Source organism: Streptomyces sp. CNX435 (assembly GCF_059570575.1).
Map to the genome: position 1 here is coordinate 296,855 of NZ_JCANTA010000001.1, position 20,363 is coordinate 317,217.

The window sequence follows — 20,363 nt, forward strand, 5'->3', positions numbered from 1 at the left end:
GCACGGGGGTTGAGCCGGAAGCGGTTCCTGGCCGGGGCGGCGGGGCTGGGCGCCGCCGCCGCGGTCGGGTCGGTGGCCGCCGCCAACAGCGGCGGGGCGTCGGAGCCGGCGCGGACGACGGGCGGCGGGCGCGGGGTGCGGTATCGGAGCGTGTGTTACACCATCGGCGCCGGCGAGACCCCCGCGACCAAGTGGAGCGCCGCCCGGATGCGGCACGACATCCGCGCCATCGGCGGCGAGCTGCACGCCAACGCCGTGAAGGTCACCGGCGACGGCGTGCGGCGGCTCACGGCCACCGCCGAGGAGGCCGCCGAACGCGGCCTGTACGTACGCGCCGAGCCCACCCTCGCCGACCGCCCGCCGCGGGAGATCCTCGACCACCTCGCGGAGGTCGGCCGGCACGCGGAGGGACTGCGCCGCCAGGGCGCCGGGGTGGAGCTGAGCGTCGGCTGCGAGTTCTACCTCTTCGTCCCCGGCATCGTCCCCGGCGACAACGCGCTGGAGCGGATCGAGAACATCCTCAGCGGCAACTACGACCCGGTGGAGATGCAGCGCAAGCTCGATGAGTTCACCGCCCGCGCCGCCGCCGTCGGCAGGTCCGTCTTCGGCGGGCAGCTCAGCTACGCCGCCGCCCAGGACGACGAGGTCGACTGGGGCCTGTTCGACATCGTCGGCATCGACTACTACTCGTACCACCCGCGCCCCGCGGACTACGTCCGCGAACTGCGCACCTACCAGCGCTTCGGCAAGCCGGTGTCGATCGCCGAATTCGGCTGCTGCACCTACGAGGGCGCCCCTTCGGACAGCGACATGGGCTGGTTCAAGGTCGACTACAACAAGTACCCGCCGGAGCTGAAGGAGCCGCTGGTGCGCAGCGAACGCACGCAGGCGGAATACGTCACGGACGTGTACGACGTCATCGAGTCGATGGGCCTGCACTCCGCCCACGCCTTCGAGTTCGTCACCCCGGAGACGTGGCACTGGCCCGGGGACCCGGTCCACGACCTCGACATGGTCAGCTACGCCCTGGTCAAGTCGATCCAGGACACCCCCGGCGACCCGGACTCGCCCTGGCACTGGGAGCCCAAGGAGGCGTACCACGCGCTCGCCTCCCGCTACGCCCGCGCCGGCCGCGCCGCGCGACCGTAGCCGAAGACGTCGCGCCCGGGGTGACCTCCCCGGGCGCGGCGTCTACCCTCTACGCCCGGACGGCCCGGACGGGCTGCGGAGTCCCGGACGGTTCGGGACCGTACGGGACGGGGTGCGCGATGGCTGGCGCGGCAGGGAGCGGGGGGCAGGTCCGTACGTACCGGGGACACCTCGGGTCCATGATCACCCTCGCGCTGCTGTGCGCCCTCTTCGGCGGCCTGTTCGTGTTCTTGGGCGTGCTGCTCGTCGCGGGCGCCGGCGCGCCCGCTGCCGTCGCGATCCCGTTCTGCGCCGTCGGGCTGGCCCTGTTCCTGCTCACCTACTGCGTAGTCCGCAGCGTGACCGTCGTCGACGACGCCGGCCTCACCCTCCGCTGGTTGCGCACCCGGCGGCTGGCCTGGTGCGACCTCGTCGCCGTCGAACTGGAGCACAACGCGCCCGCGTCGGCGGAGCGCAAGCGCCCCGTCATGGGCGTCGTCGTCTACCACCGCGACGGCCGCCGGGTGAGCCTGCCCAACGTCATCGACACCCGCAGCCTGCGCGCGCACCGCGAGGTGGAGGTGATTCGCGAGGTCTGGGAGCGCCACCGCGGCGCGGACTGGACGCCGCGGCCGGAGGTCACCGAAACCGCGCGGGCCAAGGCCGACGCCTCCGAGCACACCCAGAACTCGCTGGTCGAGTCCATGGGCTGCGGCCTTACCGCGGTCCGCGTGCTGGTCTTCTGCGTACTCGTCGTCGCGGTCGTCTTCCTGGCCACCGGCAACGCCGACGCGCTCCCGGACATCCCCGGCGAGGTCTTCGCCGGTGTCTTCGCCGCGGTGTTCCTCGCCCCGGTCGCGATCGCGCTGGCGGGCAGGGCCGCTGCCCGTGGACGACGCGGCGACGGCCCGGGAGCCGACCGGGAGCCGGACGAACCGCCGCCCTGGTGACACGGAGCCGGGCGCGGTGACGAGGACGAGGCGACGAAGCCCCCCGGCCCAGTACCGCCGCGACTAACGTGCCCCGTCCGGCAGTCGGCGGCCGGCGAGCGGCGGTCGGAGGACGGCGGTCGGCACCCGGCCGGTCACCGCGTGCCGTCGGCCGGCACGGCGTGCGGGCGGCCCGGCCGGGTTGCCGCCTGGGATCCCGCCCCGATCGTCCGCCTCCGCCAACACCCAAGTCAATCCTCGGAATTCCTTGCCCGGCCCCGAGGAGTCGCTTGGAGGAGAACGCCGGTTTCCCCGCGTGTCCCTGCGCGGTCACCCGTTCGGCCCATCGATAGAATCGCGCGATGTCCACACTGGGAGCACGGAGAACTGGGAGGAGGACCGTTGACCGGACATGACGTCACCGACGAGCAGTGGCAGGGGCTCGCCGAAGTCGTGCCGCTGCGCGGCAACGAATGGCCCTCCTGGACCGGGCACGAGGCGCTCGACGACCCCGAAGTCGACGCCGACCAGCGGCAGTTCGTCGTCATCCGCTGCCAGGTCTTCGCCGACGCGCGGCGCGTCGCCGAGTACCTGATAGCGCAGGTTCCGGTGCTGCTGGACCTCACCGGCGCCGAGATCGACGTCGCCAAGCGCGTCCTCGACTTCGCCAGCGGGGTCACCTTCGGGATCCAGAGCAGCATGCACCGCGTCGACCGCAACGTCTTCCTGCTGGCCCCGGTCGGCACCGAGGTCGAGCCGCTGGCCGGTCGCTGACTGCCTTACCGTGCCCGTTCGGGCAAGCCCCCGCGGATCCGCGAGGGCTCGCCCGAACGGGGGAAGGTCCCGCTGCCGGAACGGTTCCGCTGACGGCGGCCTCAATAACGTCCTGTCGTATGATCTCCCCCACCGGGCACCCGCTTCACGCCGCGCGTGACGTCCCGCGCGAGGGCCCGCGCGAGGACCTGTTCGACGCTCTGAGCGCGGCCCACCCCGGGCGCCACCCCCGGGCCGAACGCGTGGCGCTCGGCGAACTGCGGCTGTCCGCCTTCAAGTCGCACCGCGGCACCCGCCTCCGCCTCGGCGCCCTCACCCTGCTCACCGGCGGCAGCGGCAGTGGCAAGACCGCGGCGCTGGAGGCGTACGGGGTCCTGGCCAGGCTCGGTGCCGGGGCCACCCTCAAGGAGGCGTTCGCGCCCGTGCCCGGCGGCGCCGCCGCCTGCGTACCGCACAAGGCCAGGCCCGACGCCGCCGGCCGGCGCGGCGTCCGGCTCGGCTGTACGGTGCGCGGCCCCTTCGGCGACGTACACCTCGACGTCGCCGTACAGGCCGAACCCGAACTGCGCATCGTCGGCGAACGCCTCACCGGCGCCGGACGCACCCTGCTGACCACCGCGCTGCGCGACCCCGGGCGGGACCGGGTGGACGCGTCGTGGTACACCGCCGGCCCCGCCCCCGTCACCCGCGCCCCGCTGCCCGACGACCGCCTCGGCACCGCCCTCTTACCGCTGCGGGTCGGGGGCCGTACGGAAGGCGAAGAGCTGGTGCTCGCCGCCGCCGAACAGGTCGTCGTCGCCCTCCGCTCCGTCTACCTCTGCGACCCCCATCCCGCGCTGATGCGTGCCACCGCGGCCGTCCCGTGCGACGGCGGCCAACTCGCCCCCGACTGCCGCAACCTGCCCTCGGTGCTGCGCCGCGTACGCGACGAGTGCGGCACCCGGCACGCGGCTCTCGTGGACGCCGTACGCGCCGGCTGCCCGGGCCCGCTGTACGACGTGACGACGGAGCCGCACGGGAAGGAGCTGGTGCGGGCCGTGCTGCTGCGCCGGCCGGGGCAGCGCGGCACCCTCCTTGAGACGCTGGGCGACGGCGAGTTGCGCTACCTCGCCCTGGCGCTGGTGCTGCTCACCGGGCCGGGGGTGCTGGCGGTGGACCCGGCGGCGGAGGTGCCGGCGGCGCGGCAGGCGCTGACGGTGCTGGCGGACGGGATCGACCGGAGCCTGGACGCGCGGCAGGCGCGTGAACTGGTGGCGCTGTGCGGGCGGATGTGCGACCGCGGGCACATCCGGGTGGTGGGTTCGGTCAGCGACCCGGCGCTGGCGGCGGGGGTGGCGGGCGCCACGGCGGTGACGCTGCCGCAGCGGGCGGGGGAGGGGCCGGGGCGGCGGGGGCGTACGGCCGACGACGGGTGAGCGGCGGCCGGCGAGGATGCCGGAACCCGTCCTCGGCCGGCTCGTACGAAATTGCGTTGCGGACTGTGCGCGCGGGCCCGGACAGTGGGCGGATGCCTCTCACCGTGCGCGCGGCGCGGCTCGACGACGCCCCCGCCATCTGTGCGCTTCTCAACGAGGTCGACGTCTTAGAGATCGGCCGCCCGGAGACCGACCTGCACACCGTCGAGGCGGACCTCAAGCACCCCGAGGCCGACCTCCCGCACAACTCCTGGCTTGCCCAGGCCGACGACGGCAGGCTCGTCGCGTACGGGCTGCTCTGGGACGAGTCGTACGCCGAGCGCATCGACACCGACCACTACGTGCTGCCCGGCCACCAGGACGCCGGACTGCGGCTGCTGGAGCGGATGGAGGCGCGCGCGGCGGCGAAGGCCGCCGCCAACGGCGTCCGCCGGGCCGTCGTCCACCTGCACCTCAACGCCGCGCCCACGATGGACACCGCGCTCCTGAAAGCCCGCGGCTGGCGCGTCGTGCGCCGCTACCACGTCCTGACCCGCACCCTCACGCCCGCCGCCGACCCCGTGGTGGTCCTGCCCGGGGTGCGCCTGCGCGACTGCACCGCCGAGCCCGACCGGCGCCGCGCGCACGAGCTGCTGCAGCTCGCCATGTCCGAGCACTTCGACTTCCAACCCAAGAGCTACGAAACCTGGCTGGCCGACCCCGCCAACGCCGCCCTCGACTGGTCGCTCGTCTGGATCGCCCACGTCGACGGCCTCGGCGACGTGGGCGCTCTCGTGGCGCGCAACGACCGCGAGGCGATGGGCTGGATCTCCACCGTCGGCGTCCTCCCCGGCGCCCGCGGGCGCGGGCTGGGCGGACTGCTGCTGCGGCACGCCTTCGCGGCCTTCGCGGGGCGGGGGCGGGACGTCGTCGGCCTCGGGGTCGACACGCGGAACGAGTCCGGCGCGCCGGCGCTCTACGAGCGCCACGGCATGGGCGTGCACTTCGCGGTGAACACCTGGGAGATCACCCTGCCCGCCGCTCGGCTGACGGAGCCGCCGGACCGAAGGACCTACGACCGAACGAACGAATGCACGCACGCGCGCACACGCGCACACGCGCACACGCGCACACACGCGAAACGGAGTGCACATGCCCATCGACGGCCGGACCGCACTGGTCACCGGAGTGAGCCGGACGCGGGGAATCGGGTTCGCCATCGCCCGCCGGCTGCTGGCCGACGGCGCGCGCGTGTTCGCGCATGGCTGGACGCCGCACGACGCCGAGATGCCCTGGGGCGCCGACCGCGACGGCACCGCGGGCGTCACCGCCGCGCTCGGCGGTGAAGGCGACCGGCTCGCCTACGCGCACGCCGACCTCGCCGAACCGGACGCGCCCGCCGCGCTGCTGGCCGCGGCGGGGGAGCGGTACGGGATGGTGGACACCCTGGTCGTCAACCACGCCCGCAGCTCCACGTACGACCTGGAGGGGCTGACGGCCGCCGAGCTGGACCTGTGCTGGGCGGTCAACGTACGGGCCACGCTGCTGCTGGTGCAGGCGTACGCGGCGCAGTATGACGCGGCGGCGGGGCGGGAGCGGGGCGGCGGCCGGGTCGTGCTGTTCACCTCCGGCCAGCACCTGGCGCCGATGAGCCCGGAGATCCCGTACGCCGCCACGAAGGGGTCGCTGCAGCAGTTGACGCTCACGCTCTCGGACACCCTCGTCGACCGCGGCATCACCGTGAACTGCGTCAACCCCGGCCCCACGGACACGGGTTGGGCGGGCGCGGAGCTGGCCGCGCAGGTGGGGCGGGCGCTGCCGCGCGGGCAGTGGAACACACCGGACGAGGCGGCGGCGGTGGTACGGCTGCTCCTGGGCGACGACGCGGCGACGATCACGGGCAACACGGTCGACGCGGAGTCGGGTTTCCGGCGCTGGGTGTCGTAGATGCGGGTGGTAGACAGGGGCGCATGACGGACGACGTGCAGGGACTCCAGAAGCGGCTCGTGGCGTTCGCCGCGGCGCGCGACTGGGAGCAGTACCACACCCCGAAGAACCTGGCCGCGGCGTTGAGCGTGGAGGCCGCGGAGCTGGTGGAGATCTTCCAGTGGCTGACGCCGGAGGAGTCCGAGCGGATCATGGCGGACCCGGAGGCGGCGCACCGGGTGACGGACGAGGTCGCGGACGTGCTGGCGTACCTGCTGCAGTTCTGCTCCGCCGTGGGGGTGGACCCGCTGGCGGCGCTGGCGGCGAAGATCGAGCGCAACGAGGAGCGCTTTCCGGTGCCGCAGCGGGAGGGCGCTCCGGATACGGCGCGGCCAGGGGCCGCCGGGCCGGGGGAGGGGCGGTGAGACCCGGCCTGTCCTTCGCGGCGGCGGTGGCGCGGGCGGCGTCGGCCGGGCCGCCCCTGGTCCTCGACGGCGGCCTGTCGAACCAGCTCGAAGCGCAGGGCTGCGACCTGCGCGACGCGCTGTGGTCGGCGCGGCTGCTCGCGGACGCCCCGGAGCAGATCGCCGCCGCACACGCCGCGTACGTACGGGCCGGGGCCGAGGTGCTGCTGACGGCGAGCTACCAGGCGACGTTCGAGGGCTTCGCGCGCCGGGGCGCCGGCCGGGGCGAGGCGGCGCGGCTGCTGACGAGCAGCGTGGCGCTGGCCCGGCGGGCGGCGGACGCGGCGCCGCGGCCGGTGTGGGTGGCGGCGTCGGCGGGGCCGTACGGGGCGATGCTGGCGGACGGCTCGGAGTACCACGGCCGGTACGGGGACGGGGTGGGCGTCGCGGAGCTGGAGCGGTTCCACCGCCCCCGGCTGGAGGTGCTGGCGGCGGCGGAGCCGGACGTGCTGGCGCTGGAGACGGTCCCGGGGGCGGTGGAGGCGACGGCGCTGCTGAGAGCGGCGGGCGGGCTGGGGGTGCCGGTGTGGCTGACGTACACGATCGAGGGCCGGACGACACGGGCGGGAGAGCCGCTGGCGGACGCCTTCGCGCTCGCCGCGGACGACGAGCGGGTGGTGGCGGTCGGGGTCAACTGCTGTGCGCCGGCGGACGTCCCGTACGCGATGGAGACGGCGGCGCGCGTCACCGGCAAGCCGGTGGTGGCGTACCCGAACAGCGGCGAGGGCTGGCACCCGGCCACCCACAGCTGGCGCGGCCCGGGCTCGTTCGACCCGGCGGCGGCGACGTCCTGGCGCCGCGCGGGCGCCGCCGTCCTGGGCGGCTGCTGCCGCGTGGGCCCGGACGGCATCGCCGCGTTGGCGGCGGAGCTGCACGGGGAGGGCACCGGAGGGTGACGGCCGCTCGGGCCGTTGAGCACCGCTCTGTGCGGCGGCCGGCGCACCGGCGAGAGCACTGCTCCGTGCGGTGAGCGCCGCTCTGACCCGGGCGCGCGCCCGGTGGCTCCGAGAGCGCTGCTCTCGCGCGCGACCGCCGCTCTACTCCGAGAGCACCGCTCTCCGCCCGAAACCCGCTGGCCCGCGCCCCGCCCCGCACGAAATACTCGCTCACGTGTTCCTGACCATCACCGCGACCGGCACCGACGCCGCGCCCGCCACCGACCTCGGCTTCCTCCTGCACAAACACCCCGACAAGGCGCAGGAGTTCGCCACCGCGCGCGGCACCGCCCACGTCTTCTACCCCGAGGCGACCACCGCCCGCTGCACCGCCGCGCTGCTCCTCGAAGTCGACCCCGTCGGCCTCGTGCGCGCCGCCAGGGGCGGCGGCAAGAACGGCAAGGGCAAGAGCCCCGACTCCGCCCTCGCGCAGTACGTCAACGACCGCCCGTACGCCGCCTCCTCCCTCCTCGCCGTCGCGCTGAGCCGCGTCTTCCGGACCGCCATGACCGGGACCAGCCGTAGCCACCCCGAGCGCGCCGCCCGGCCGCTCCCGCTGCGCATCGAGGTCCCCGCCGTCGCCGCCCGCGGCGGCGCCGAGCTGGTCGGCCGCCTCTTCGCCCCCATGGGCTGGCAGGTCACCGCCGACGTCGTGCCGCTCGACCCCGCGTTCCCCGAGTGGGGCGACTCGCGGTACGTCTCCCTCGCCCTCGACGGCGAGGTGCGGCTCGCCGACGCGCTGCGCCACCTGTACGTGCTGCTGCCGGTGCTCGACGACGCCAAGCACTACGGCGTCGCCCCCGACGAGGTCGACAAGCTGCTGCGCGCCGGCGAGGGCTGGCTGGAGGACCACCCCGAGCAGCGGCTCATCACCGGCCGCTACCTCTCCCGCCGCTGGTCGCTGGCCCGCGAGGCGCTGGAGCGGCTGGAGCTGGCCCGCCTCGCCGAGTCCGACGACGCGGAGCCCGAGGAGCTGGACAACGCCGTCGACGAGACCACCGACACCGAGGAGAAGCCGGTACCGCTCGCGGTGCAGCGCCGCGCCGCCATCGCCGAGGCGCTGCGCGCCGCGGGCGCGGCCCGGGTGCTCGACCTCGGCTGCGGCCAGGGCCAGTTGGTCAAGGAGCTGCTGAACGACCCGCGCTTCACCGAGATCGTCGGCGTCGACGTCTCCGTACGCGCCCTCGCCGCCGCCGGCCGCCGGCTGCGGCTGGAGCGCATGGGCGAGCGGCAGGCCGCGCGCGTGTCGCTGCTGCAGAGCGCGCTGACGTACACCGACCGCCGGCTCGCGGGCTACGACGCCGCAGTGCTGAGCGAGGTCGTGGAGCACGTCGACCCGCCGCGGCTGCCCGCGCTGGAGTACGCCGTCTTCGGCTCCGCCCGGCCCGCGACGGTGATCGTGACGACCCCCAACTCCGAGTACAACGTGCGCTGGGAGTCCCTGCCCGCCGGCCACGTCCGGCACGCGGACCACCGCTTCGAGTGGACCCGGGCGGAGTTCCGCGCCTGGGCCGGGCCGGTGGCGGCGCGGTTCGGCTATGCGGTGGCGTACGAGGGCGTGGGCCCGGACGACCCGGAGGTGGGCCCGCCGACGCAGCTCGCCGTCTTCACCCGCACCGACGTCCGCAACCCCACCGACCCCCGCAACTCCACCGACACCAGCGACCACACCGAGACCCCGAAGGAGGCGTCATGAGCGACACCACCCCGGCGGTGAGCACCACGAACACCACCCCGCGCCGCCTCGGCGTCCCCGACCTCTCCCTCGTCGTCCTCATCGGCACCACCGGCTCCGGCAAGTCCACCTTCGCCCGCCGGCACTTCAAGCCCACCGAGGTCCTCTCCTCCGACTTCTGCCGCGGCCTCGTCGCCGACGACGAGAACGACCAGTCCGCCTCCGGCGACGCCTTCGACGTCCTGCACTACGTCGCCGGCAAGCGCCTCGCCGCCGGCCGCCTCACCGTCGTCGACGCCACCAGCGTCCAGCCCGAGGCGCGCCGCCAGCTCGTCCGGCTCGCCCGCGAGCACGACGTGCTGCCCGTCGCCATCGTCCTCGACGTCCCCGAGAGCGTCTGCCGCGAGCGCAACGCCGCCCGCCCCGACCGCGCCGGCATGGGCGCCCACGTCATCCCGCGGCAGCGCCGCGAGCTGCGCCGCGGCCTGCGCGGGCTGCAGCGCGAGGGTTTCCGCGCCGTGCACCACCTGCGCGGCACCGCCGAGGTCGACGCCGCCGAGGTCGTCCTGGAGCGCCGCTACAACGACCTGGCCCACCTCACCGGCCCGTTCGACCTCATCGGCGACGTGCACGGCTGCGCCGGCGAGCTGGAGACCCTGCTCGCGGACCTCGGGTACGAGGACGGGGTGCACCCCGAGGGCCGTACCGCCGTGTTCGTCGGCGACCTCGTCGACCGCGGTCCGGACAGCCCCGGCGTGCTGCGCCGCGTCATGGGCATGGTCGCCGCGGGCAGCGCGCTGTGCGTGCCCGGCAACCACGAGAACAAGCTCGGCCGCCTCCTGCACGGCCGCAACGTCAAGGTGACGCACGGCCTCGCCGAGACCGTCGAGCAGCTGGAGCGCGCGGAGGCGGCGGAGCCCGGGTTCCGCGAGCGGGTGCGGACGTTCGTCGACGGGCTCGTCAGCCACTACGTCCTCGACGGCGGCCGGCTCGTCGTCAGCCACGCCGGGCTGCCGGAGAAGTACCACGGCCGCACCTCCGGCCGGGTGCGCTCCTTCGCGCTCTACGGCGACACCACCGGCGAGACCGACGAGTACGGCCTGCCGGTGCGCTACCCGTGGGCCGAGGAATACCGTGGCCGCGCCGCCGTCGTCTACGGCCACACCCCGACGCCGGAGGCGTCCTGGATCAACAACACCATCTGCCTCGACACCGGCTGCGTCTTCGGCGGCAGGCTCACCGCGCTGCGCTGGCCGGAGCGCGAGCTGGTCGACGTGCCGGCCGAGCGCGTCTGGTACGAGCCGGTCAAGCCGCTGGCGGCCGGTAACGGGACCGGCGCCGGCGCCGCACGGAACGGCACCGCCGACCGCCCGCTCGACCTCGCCGACGTGCACGGCCGCCGCGTCGTGGAGACCGGCCAGCACGGCCGCGTAGCCGTACGGGAGGAGAACGGGGCGGCGGCGCTGGAGGTCATGAGCCGCTTCGCGGTCGACCCGCGGCTGCTGCTCTACCTGCCGCCGACGATGGCGCCCACCGCCACCTCGGCGGAGGACGGGCACCTGGAGCACCCGGCGGAGGCGTTCGCGGCGTACCGGGCGGACGGCGTGGCGCGGGTGGTGTGCGAGGAGAAGCACATGGGCTCGCGCGCCGTGGCGCTGGTGTGCCGGGACGCGGGCGTGGCGGAGAAGCGCTTCGGCCTGCCCGCGGGCGCCGGCGTGACCGGCGCGCTGCACACCCGCACGGGCCGCCCGTTCTTCGCCGACGGGGAGCGCACGGAGCAGGTCCTCGCCCGCGTCCGCGACGCGGCGACGGCCGCGGGGCTGTGGGAGGAGCTGGGTACGGACTGGCTGCTGCTCGACGCCGAGCTGCTGCCCTGGTCGCTGAAGGCGGGCGGGCTGCTGCGGCAGCAGTACGCCGCGGTGGGCGCGGCGTCGCGCGCGGTGTTCCCGGACGCGCTGGCGGCGCTGGCGGCGACGCAGACGCGCCTCGCCCGCGCCGCGTCGGCCCCCGGGGTGCACCCGGACGCCGCCGCCGCCGACACCGACCCGACCGCCGCCCTCGCCGCGCTGCTCGCCCGCCAGCGCGAGCGGGCCGGCGACGCCGAGGCGTTCTCGGCCGCGTACCGTCGCTACTGCTGGCCGGTCGACGGCCTCGACGGCGTGCGCCTGGCCCCGTTCCAGCTGCTCGCCGCCGAGGGCCGGAACCTGGCCACCGAGCCGCACGACACCCAGCTCGCCCGCCTCGACCGGCTGGTGGAGAACGACGCGAGCGGGCTGCTGCAGCGCACCGGGCGGCTGTACGTCGACACCGGCGACGACGAGTCGGTGGCCGCGGGCGTGCGCTGGTGGCGGGAGATGACGGCGGCGGGCGGCGAGGGCATGGTCGTCAAGCCGTTGCAGGCGCTCGTACGGAACGGGGACGGCCGGCTCGTACAGCCGGGCGTGAAGTGCCGCGGCCGGGAGTACTTGCGCATCATCTACGGCCCGGAGTACACCCGCCCGGAGAACCTGGGCCGGCTGCGCAACCGCTTCCTGGGGCACAAGCGCTCCCTCGCGCTGCGCGAGTACGCGCTGGGTCTTGAGGCGCTGGACCGGCTGGCGGCGGGGGAGCCGCTGTGGCGGGTGCACGAGGCGGTGTTCGCGGTGCTGGCGCTGGAGTCGGAGCCGGTGGACCCGCGGCTGTGAGCCCGCGGCGCCGAGTACGGGCGGGCCCGCGCCCACCACCGCGGGCCCGCCACAACCCGTCCGTGCGACTCGGCCCGTGCGCGCCCGGCCGAGTGATCAGCACGGGCGCGCGGCAGGCCGCCGTCCCGGTATCCGGGATGACCGCCTGCCGCGTAGAGGCGCTGTTCAGTCCGTGGTGAGTACGGTTCGGTCACGGGAGGCGATGGTTCACTTCCCGGAGCCGACGATGGCGGTGACGCGGATCTCCACGCGCATGGTGGCGAGGCCGAGGACCGTGACGCCGGACTCGGTCCAGATCGGCGCGCGGCCGTCGAGGCGGCGGCGGAACTGCTCGGCCATGACCGCGTTGTGGTCGTCGCCGATGGCGTCGTCCCCGAGCGCGACCTTGTGGTAGGAGTTGACGTGGATGACGTCCTTCCAGGTCGCGCCGACCGTGGCGAGCGTGCGCTCCACGTTGTCGAAAGCCTGGATGATCTCGTCTTCCAGCGAGTCGGGGATGACCAGGTCGTCATCCACCCCGGCCTGGCCGGAGGTCTCGACCCGGTCGCCGACGCGGACGGCCCCGCTGTAGCCGTAGGCCGCGTGCAGCTTCTCGCCGTAGCCCGGGGTGATGCCGAAGGTGACGGTGCTCATGATGTTCGCTCTTCCTTGTCCATAGGGGGCGCGTTTCCTCTTCGGTGAGTTCACGCATAAAGTGATAGTAGCAAGCGATGACTTCAAGCGTAAAGTTATGACGGACGTCGTCTGAAGGGCGGGAAGATCCATGAGCAGCACGGACGGGCCGATGAGCGGCACGGACGAACGCGAGGACGAGGAGGAGCTGCGATGGCTCGACGAGCAGGAGAAGGCGGCCTGGACGGGGCTGATCTCCCTCGTCCTGCTGCTGCCCGGCAAGCTGGAGCCGCCGCTGCGGCAGGAACACGGCCTCACCCTGTTCGAGTACCTCGTGCTCAGCCAGCTCTCCGAGGCCCCGCGGCGCACGCTGCGGATGGGAGAGCTGGCCTTCCTCGCCAGCGGGTCACTCTCCCGCCTGTCCAACGTCGTCAAACGCTGTGAACAGCGCGGCTGGGTCGTACGGACACCCGACCCCGCCGACGGCCGTTACACCCTCGCCGAACTCACCGACGCCGGCTTCGGCATCGTGCACCGGGCGGCGCCCACACACCTGCGCGCCGTACGCCACACCGTCCTCGACTCGCTCAACACCACCGACCAGAAGGCCCTCGCCCGCATCGCCCACAAACTCCGCATCGTCCCCGAGGGTCTCGGCTGACAGCCGTCCCCGCTGCTTCCCTGTGTGCCACCCGGCGGTCCGGTCAGATCCAAGGAGGACCTGTTCCGCAAGCCCCTGGAGCGCTACACCGAGGGCCCCGCCTCGTACGGAGCGCGTGCCCTACAGGAGCCGACCGTCCGCCGGGTGGCCACCGCGCTCCTCCACGGCTCTCCGTCCGGGCCACCACCCGCCCGGGCTGCCCCACCGGGTGCCTGGGTGTCCAAGGGTCCCTCGCCGCCGGCGACCAGGGACGCAACGCCCGCGACTACCTCATCGTCTGGCGCAGTGAGTACACCTCCCTCCTCCGCGACCGGCTAGAGCAAGCCGTCGGGGAAGGCGACCTGCCCCCGGGCACCTATCCCGACCTCCTCGCCCGTTACCTCATGACCGTGGCAAACGGCATCGCCGTCCAAGCCGCCAGCGGCGCCACTCGCAGCGACCTCCAGCAGGTGGCCGACATGGCCCTGCGAAGCCGGCCACCGGCCACGGGCCCGAGGAAACACCGGGCCGGCTCGAAGCGCTGAATTCGCCGCGGCGGGCGGCATGAGCGCGCGGTGCCACACCTTGCGCCGCTCCCTCGCCGTGCGCTCCCCGCCCCCGGCGTGGTCTCCGAATCGCCGCCCCTGCGCCGCCCCCGGGCCGCCCCGCGTGGCAGTCTGATCCCATGCCAGCGCCCTCATTCCGCGTCGACTCCGAAGCCGGCCGCCTGCGCCGCGTGATACTGCACCGGCCGGACATGGAGCTGAAGCGGCTCACCCCCCGCAACAAGGACGCCCTGCTCTTCGACGACGTGCTCTGGGTCCGCCGCGCCCGCGAGGAGCACGACGGCTTCGCCGACGTGCTGCGCGACCGGGGCGTGCAGGTGCACCTCTTCGGCGACCTGCTCACCCAGAGCCTCGACATCCCCGAGGCGCGGGCGCTGGTTCTCGACCGGGTCTTCGACGAGAAGGAGTACGGCCCCCTCGCCACCGAGAAGCTCCGCTCCACGTTCGAGTCCCTGGACTCCGCCGCGCTCGTCGAGGCGCTGGTCGGCGGGATGACCAAGCGGGAGTACCTGGCCGGCTTCGCCGAGCCGGCGTCGGTGCGCTTCCACGTCATGGACCCGGACGACTTCCTCCTCCGCCCGCTGCCGAACCACCTGTTCACCCGCGACACCTCCTGCTGGGTCTACGACGGGGTCTCGATCAACGCGATGCGCTGGCCCGCCCGGCAGCGCGAGACGGTCCACTTCGAGGCGATCTACAAGCACCACCCGCTGTTCGCCGGCCCGCAGTCCGGCGCGTTCCACGTCTGGTCCGGCGGTCAGGAGGACTACCCCTCCACCATCGAGGGCGGCGACGTGCTGGTCATCGGCAACGGCGCCGTGCTCATCGGGATGAGCGAGCGCACCACGCCGCAGGCCGTGGAGCTGCTGGCCCGCGGGCTGTTCGCGGCCGGCTCCGCGCGCACGATCGTCGCGCTGGACATGCCGAAGGCGCGGGCGTTCATGCACCTCGACACCGTGATGACGATGATCGACGGCGACACCTTCACGCAGTACGCGGGCCTGGGCATGCTGCGCTCGTACACGATCGAGCCCGGCTCCGGCAGCGACGAGCTGAAGGTCACCGACCACCCGCCGGAGCACATGCACAACGCCATCGCCGCCGCCCTGGGCCTGGACGGCATCCGGGTGCTGACGGCCACGCAGGACGTGCACGCCGCGGAGCGCGAGCAGTGGGACGACGGCTGCAACGTGCTGGCGGTGGAGCCGGGCGTGGTGGTGGCGTACGAGCGGAACTCGACGACCAACACCTTCCTGCGCAAGCAGGGCATCGAGGTGATCGAGATCCGCGGCAGCGAGCTGGGCCGCGGCCGGGGCGGGCCGCGGTGCATGAGCTGCCCCGTCGAGCGCGGCCCGGTCGAGAGGCTTGTATAATAATGCGTTTTAACGCATAGAATTTGGGAGCGCGGGACCATGGCGACAGACCTCACCGGCCGCACCTTCGTCAAGGAGCTGGACCACACCGCCGAGGAGCTGCGCCACCTCCTCGCCCTGGCCGCCGAGCTGAAGGCGGCGAAGCGGGCCGGCGCCGAGCGGCGCCGGCTGGCCGGGAAGAACGTCGCGCTGGTCTTCGAGAAGACCTCCACCCGCACCCGCGCCGCGTTCGAGGTCGCGGCGGCGGACCAGGGGGCGTCGACCACGTACCTCGACCCGGCCGGCTCGCAGCTCGGCCACAAGGAGTCGGTGAAGGACACCGCGCGGGTGCTGGGGCGGATGTACGACGCCATCCAGTACCGCGGCGCCGCCCAGGCGGCCGTGGAGGAGCTGGCCGCACACGCCGGCGTGCCCGTCTACAACGGCCTGACCGACGACTGGCACCCCACCCAGATGCTCGCCGACGTGCTCACGATGACCGAGCACAGCCCGAAGCCGCTGACGGAGATCGCGTACGCCTACCTCGGCGACGCCCGCCTCAACATGGGCAACTCCTACCTCGTCACCGCCGCCCTGCTCGGCATGGACGTGCGCATCGTGGCCCCCGAGGCGTACCGGCCCGCCGCGGCCGTCGTCGCCGAGGCCCGCCGCCTCGCCGCCGCCAGCGGCGCGCGGATCACGCTCACCGCGGACGTCGCCGAGGGCGTGGCCGGCGCCGACTTCGTCGCCACCGACGTGTGGGTCTCGATGGGGGAGCCCAAGGAGGTGTGGGGCGAGCGGATCGCGGCGCTGCGCCCGTACGCCGTGACGGCGGACGTGCTGCGCGCCACCGGCAACCCGGACGTGAAGTTCCTGCACTGCCTGCCCGCCTTCCACGACCTCGGCACGGCGGTCGGCCGGGAGATCCACGAGCGGTACGGGCTGACGTCGCTGGAGGTCACCGACGAGGTCTTCGAGTCGGACCACTCCGTCGTCTTCGACGAGGCGGAGAACCGGATGCACACCATCAAGGCGCTCATGGTCGCCACCCTGGGCTGAGCCCTCGCTGCTCCCTCCTGTTCGCGTATCGCGTGGTCGTGACGACAGTCACGTACGAGTGATAACTTCGGCTTACCGCCACCGCCCGCCACCGTCTGCAGACAGGGGCCGCGCACGATGAGCCCGTTCACCGGATCCGCCGGCAGCACCGAGCAGTGGGAGCACCTCCGGGTCGCCGTCGACGACGGGGTCGTCACCGTCACCCTCGACCGCCCCGAGAAGCTCAACGCGCTGACCTTCGAGGCGTACGCCGACCTCCGCGACCTGATCGCCGAGCTGGCCCGCACCGGCGGCACCCGGGCGCTGGTGCTCGCCGGCGCGGGCCGGGGCTTCTGCTCCGGCGGCGACGTCGACGAGATCATCGGCGCCACCCTCGCCATGGACACCGGCCTGCTGCTGGACTTCAACCGCATGACCGGCCAGGTCGTACGGGCCCTGCGCGAGGCCCCGTTCCCGGTGGTCGCCGCCGTCCACGGGGTCGCCGCCGGCGCCGGCGCGGTCCTCGCGCTCGCCGCCGACTTCCGCGTCGCCGACCACTCCGCGCGCTTCGCCTTCCTCTTCACCCGCGTCGGCCTCTCCGGCGGCGACATGGGCGCCGCCTACCTGCTGCCCCGCGTCGTCGGCCTCGGCCACGCCACCCGGCTGCTGATGCTCGGCGACGTCGTACGCGCCGGCGAGGCCGAACGCATCGGCCTGATCAGCGAACTGGCCGACGAGGGCCGCGCCGACGAGGCCGCCCAGGCACTCGCCCGCCGGCTCGCCGCCGGGCCCGCGCTCGCGTACGCGCAGACCAAGGCACTGCTCACCGCCGAGCTGGACATGCCGCTGGCCGCCGCCGTCGAGATGGACGCCGCCACCCAGGCGCTGCTGATGAACAGCGACGACTACGCCGAGTTCCACGCCGCGTTCACCGCCAAGCGGCCCCCCGCGTGGCAGGGGCGCTGAGCGCCGTGCGGGTCGCGGTCATCGGCGGCGGGCCCGGCGGGCTGTACGCCGCCGCGCTCCTCAAGCGGCTCGACCCCGCCCGCGAGGTCACCGTCTTCGAGCGCAACGCCCCGGACAGCACGTACGGCTTCGGCGTCGTGCTCTCCGACGAGACCCTCGGCGGCATCGAGCACGCCGACCCCGTCGTCTACCAGGCGCTGCAGGGGGAGTTCGTCCGCTGGGACGACATCGACATCGTCCACCGCGGCACCGTGCAGCGCTCCGGCGGCCACGGCTTCGCCGCCCTCGGCCGCCGCCGGCTGCTGGCGGTGCTGCAGCGGCGCTGCCGCGACCTCGGCGTCTCGCTGCGCTTCCGCACCGAGGCCCCGCCCGCCGCCGAACTCGCCCGCACCCACGACCTCGTCGTCGGCGCCGACGGCGTGCACAGCGCCACCCGCGAGGCACACGCCGGCTTCTTCCGCCCCCGGATCGCCGAGCACCGCTGCCGGTACGTGTGGCTGTCCGCGCCGTTCGCGTTCGACGCGTTCCGCTTCGAGATCGTCGAGACCGAGGCCGGCGTCATGCAGCTGCACGGCTACCCCTATGCGGCTGATTCCTCCACCGTCATCGTGGAGATGCGCGAGGAGGTGTGGCGGCGGGCCGGGCTCGACGACTGCGACGAGGAGGAGTCGGCGCAGCGGTGCGCCAAGTACTTCGCCGACGCGCTCGGCGGCCGGCCGCTGACGGGCAACCGCTCGCCGTGGACGGCGTTCCGGACGGTGGTCAACGAGCGCTGGTGGCACGAACCCGCCGCGGGCGGCGGCGCCGTCGCCCTCCTCGGCGACGCCGCCCACACCGCGCACTTCTCCGTCGGCTCCGGCACCAAGCTTGCCGTCGAGGACGCCCTGGCGCTCGCCGCCTGTCTCGACGAGCGGCCCGACGTGCCGGCCGCGCTCGCGGCGTACGAGGCGGAACGCAAGCCCGTCGTCGCCTCCACCCAGCGCGCCGCGCACGCCAGCCGCGAGTGGTTCGAGGACCTGGCCCGCCATCTCGGCCGCCCGCCACGCCAGTTCGCGTTCGACCTGCTGACCCGCAGCCGCCGCATCACCCACGACAACCTGCGGCTGCGCGACCCCGGCTTCGTCGCCGCCGTCGAGCGCGAGGCGGGGGTGCCGGAGGGCACGCCGCCGATGTTCACGCCGTACACCCTCGGCGGACTGACCCTGCGCAACCGGGTCGTTTGCTCGCCGATGGACATGTACGTCGCCGAGGACGGCCTGCCCGGCGACTTCCACCTCGTCCACCTCGGCGCCCGCGCCCTCGGCGGCGCCGGGCTGGTGATGACCGAGATGGTCTGCGTCAGCCCGCGCGGGCGGATCACCCCCGGCTGCACAGGCCTGTGGTCGGACGAGCAGGAGGCCGGCTGGCGCCGCGTCGTGGACTTCGTACGCGTCCACGCGCCCGGCGCCGCCCTCGGCGTCCAACTCGGCCACTCCGGCCGCAAGGGCTCCACGAAGCTGATGTGGGAGGGTATCGACGAGCCGCTCGCCGACGGCAACTGGTCCGTCGTCGCCCCCTCCGCGCTGCCGTACCGCGCGGGCCTGAACCAGACCCCGCGCGAGCTGGACCGCGCCGGGATGGACGAGATCCGCGAGCAGTTCGCCGCCGCCGCGCGCCGCGCCGCCCGCGCCGGGTTCGACCTGCTGGAACTGCACTGCGCCCACGGCTACCTGCTGTCCGGCTTCCTCTCCCCGCTGACCAACCGCCGCACCGACGCCTACGGCGGCGACCTCGACGCCCGGCTGCGCTACCCGCTGGAGGTCTTCGACGCGGTACGCGCCGCGTGGCCGGCCGAACGCCCCATGACCGTGCGGATCTCCGCCACCGACTGGGCCGAGGGCGGCACGACCGCCGCCGACGCGGTCGCCATCGCCCGCGCGTTCGCGGCCCACGGCGCGGACGCGATCGACGTCTCCACGGGCCAGGTCGTCTCCGACGAACAGCCGGCGTACGGCCGCTCGTACCAGACCCCGTACGCCGACCGCATCCGCGCGGAGCTGGGGATCCCGGTGATCGCGGTCGGCGCGATCTCCTCCTGGGACGACGTCAACTCCCTGATCCTCGCCGGCCGCGCCGACCTCTGCGCCCTGGCCCGCCCCCACCTCTACGACCCCCACTGGACCCTGCACGCCGCCGCCGAACAGGGCTACACCGGCCCGGGGGCGCCGTGGCCGGCGCCGTACCGCGCGGGCAGCCGGAGGCCGCCGACGGGGCGTACGGACGGGCCGAAGCCGAGGCTGGCGCTGGACGGCGGCTGAGCTTGTCGTGGCGAGCCGGCGCCCGGCCGTCCGGCCGTCCGGCCACGGAGCCTCCGCGAAAACCTGTTGGCCGGACGGTGGCGACCACTGCTAATCTTCCGCGGGCCGTGCAAGAGAACGAGGAGGTGGTACCCGTGAACGCAGTATCGACATGGGTGCTCCCCTCCGGGGTCACGGTCGGGCGGTAGGTCGTCCGGGAGCGCCGTTCCAGCCCTCCCGAAAGGCACGACCATGCACGTCACTTCCGAACGGCGCCTCGACGACGGCGTCCTCGAACGCGAATTCACCCTCGGCGAGATCCCCGGCACCCTGTGGACGCCGGAATCGGCCGCACCTTCCCCGCTGATCCTGATGGCCCACAACAACGGCCTGCCCAAGGGGGACGCCCGGCTGGTGGCCCGGGCCCGGAAAACCGCGGCCTACGGCTACGCGGTGGCCTCCATCGACGCCGCCGAGTGCGGCGACCGGCCCCGTTCCGCCGCCCACGAGCAGGCCCGCGCCGACCTCCGCCGGGCGGTGCAGGCCGGCCAGCCGGTCGACGAGATCTTCGAGTCCCTCGTCGGCCCGATGGTCGACAAGGCGGTCCCGGACTGGCAGACCACCCTGGACGCCCTCCTTGCGCTGCCCGAGATCGGCGGCCCGGTCGGCTACTCGGGGTGGACCGCCGTCGGTATCCGGCTGGCGGTGGTCGAGCCGCGCATCGCCGCCGCCGGTTTCTTCGCCGGGGGTTACGTGCCCCACGCCCAGCGCGAGGAGGCCCGGCAGGTCGCCATTCCGCTGCTGTTGCTGCTGCAGTGGGACGACGAAGGGAACCCCCGGCAACGGGCCCTGGACCTGTTCGACGCCTTCGGCAGCAAGGAGAAGACGCTGCACGCCAACCTGGGCGGACACCTCGGCACCCCGTGGTTCGAGTTGGAGGACGGGTGCCGGTTCTACGACCGGCACCTGAAGTGAGCCGGGCCGTCAGGGGCCGGTTACGTCGA

At 74.1% G+C, this 20,363-nt stretch carries 16 protein-coding genes and 2 pseudogenes; 17 read left to right on the forward strand and 1 reads right to left on the reverse strand.

Annotated features, from left to right (window positions below; all coding sequences use genetic code 11):
• Positions 1-9: 9 nt before the first annotated feature.
• From T328_RS01195 to T328_RS01240, 10 genes and pseudogenes are all read left to right on the forward strand, one after another.
• Positions 10-1,149, forward strand: a complete 1,140-nt coding sequence (locus T328_RS01195; protein WP_496494293.1) for an abortive phage infection protein — start codon at positions 10-12, stop codon at positions 1,147-1,149.
• Positions 1,150-1,328: 179 nt separating this feature from the next.
• Positions 1,329-2,078, forward strand: a complete 750-nt coding sequence (locus T328_RS01200) for a hypothetical protein (protein WP_496493890.1) — start codon at positions 1,329-1,331, stop codon at positions 2,076-2,078.
• A 381-nt stretch (positions 2,079-2,459) separates the two neighbouring features.
• Positions 2,460-2,831, forward strand: coding sequence for a cell division protein SepF (locus tag T328_RS01205; protein ID WP_496493891.1), 372 nt, complete (start codon positions 2,460-2,462; stop codon positions 2,829-2,831).
• A gap of 119 nt (positions 2,832-2,950) precedes the next feature.
• Entirely contained in the window at positions 2,951-4,246 is a 1,296-nt protein-coding gene (locus T328_RS01210) for an AAA family ATPase (RefSeq protein WP_496493892.1), read from the forward strand.
• A gap of 92 nt (positions 4,247-4,338) precedes the next feature.
• Positions 4,339-5,268 (forward strand): annotated as a pseudogene (locus tag T328_RS01215) (GNAT family N-acetyltransferase); the annotation flags it as partial.
• 109 nt (positions 5,269-5,377) lie between these two features.
• Entirely contained in the window at positions 5,378-6,172 is a 795-nt protein-coding gene (locus T328_RS01220; RefSeq protein WP_496493893.1) for an SDR family oxidoreductase, read from the forward strand.
• Between the two features lie 23 nt (positions 6,173-6,195).
• Positions 6,196-6,576, forward strand: a complete 381-nt coding sequence (locus T328_RS01225) for a nucleotide pyrophosphohydrolase (RefSeq protein ID WP_496493894.1) — start codon at positions 6,196-6,198, stop codon at positions 6,574-6,576.
• Positions 6,577-6,584: 8 nt separating this feature from the next.
• Complete coding sequence (gene mmuM, locus T328_RS01230) at positions 6,585-7,511, forward strand: homocysteine S-methyltransferase (protein WP_496494294.1); 927 nt, start codon at positions 6,585-6,587, stop codon at positions 7,509-7,511.
• Between the two features lie 214 nt (positions 7,512-7,725).
• Positions 7,726-9,246 carry a 3' terminal RNA ribose 2'-O-methyltransferase Hen1 gene (locus tag T328_RS01235; protein ID WP_496493895.1) on the forward strand — a complete coding sequence of 507 codons (1,521 nt, stop codon included), beginning with the start codon at positions 7,726-7,728 and terminating at the stop codon, positions 9,244-9,246.
• Positions 9,243-11,909 (forward strand): polynucleotide kinase-phosphatase, encoded by a 2,667-nt coding sequence (locus T328_RS01240; RefSeq protein ID WP_496493896.1) that lies wholly within the window; start codon positions 9,243-9,245, stop codon positions 11,907-11,909. The genes T328_RS01235 and T328_RS01240 overlap by 4 nt, the downstream gene beginning before the upstream one ends.
• A 207-nt stretch (positions 11,910-12,116) precedes the next feature.
• Here the strand turns inward: T328_RS01240 and T328_RS01245 are convergent, their stop codons facing one another.
• Positions 12,117-12,542, reverse strand: coding sequence for a Rid family hydrolase (locus T328_RS01245; protein WP_496493897.1), 426 nt, complete (start codon positions 12,540-12,542; stop codon positions 12,117-12,119).
• A 130-nt stretch (positions 12,543-12,672) separates the two neighbouring features.
• Between T328_RS01245 and T328_RS01250 the strand changes: the two genes are divergently transcribed.
• From T328_RS01250 to T328_RS01280, 7 genes and pseudogenes are all read left to right on the forward strand, one after another.
• The gene (locus T328_RS01250; protein ID WP_496493898.1) at positions 12,673-13,182 is read left to right on the forward strand and encodes a MarR family winged helix-turn-helix transcriptional regulator; all 510 of its coding nucleotides are present in this window, start codon (positions 12,673-12,675) and stop codon (positions 13,180-13,182) included.
• 48 nt (positions 13,183-13,230) lie between these two features.
• Positions 13,231-13,706, forward strand: a pseudogene (locus T328_RS01255) (TetR family transcriptional regulator C-terminal domain-containing protein); the annotation flags it as partial.
• A 140-nt stretch (positions 13,707-13,846) separates the two neighbouring features.
• On the forward strand, positions 13,847-15,100 hold the full coding sequence (locus T328_RS01260) for an arginine deiminase (RefSeq protein ID WP_496493899.1): 1,254 nt from the start codon (positions 13,847-13,849) through the stop codon (positions 15,098-15,100).
• A 39-nt stretch (positions 15,101-15,139) separates the two neighbouring features.
• On the forward strand, positions 15,140-16,138 hold the full coding sequence (argF, locus tag T328_RS01265; RefSeq protein ID WP_496493900.1) for an ornithine carbamoyltransferase: 999 nt from the start codon (positions 15,140-15,142) through the stop codon (positions 16,136-16,138).
• Between the two features lie 117 nt (positions 16,139-16,255).
• Entirely contained in the window at positions 16,256-17,083 is an 828-nt protein-coding gene (locus T328_RS01270) for an enoyl-CoA hydratase family protein (RefSeq protein WP_496493901.1), read from the forward strand.
• Between the two features lie 5 nt (positions 17,084-17,088).
• The gene (locus T328_RS01275; RefSeq protein WP_496494295.1) at positions 17,089-19,380 is read left to right on the forward strand and encodes a bifunctional salicylyl-CoA 5-hydroxylase/oxidoreductase; all 2,292 of its coding nucleotides are present in this window, start codon (positions 17,089-17,091) and stop codon (positions 19,378-19,380) included.
• Positions 19,381-19,611: 231 nt separating this feature from the next.
• Positions 19,612-20,334 (forward strand): dienelactone hydrolase family protein, encoded by a 723-nt coding sequence (locus tag T328_RS01280; RefSeq protein ID WP_496493902.1) that lies wholly within the window; start codon positions 19,612-19,614, stop codon positions 20,332-20,334.
• Positions 20,335-20,363: the final 29 nt, after the last annotated feature.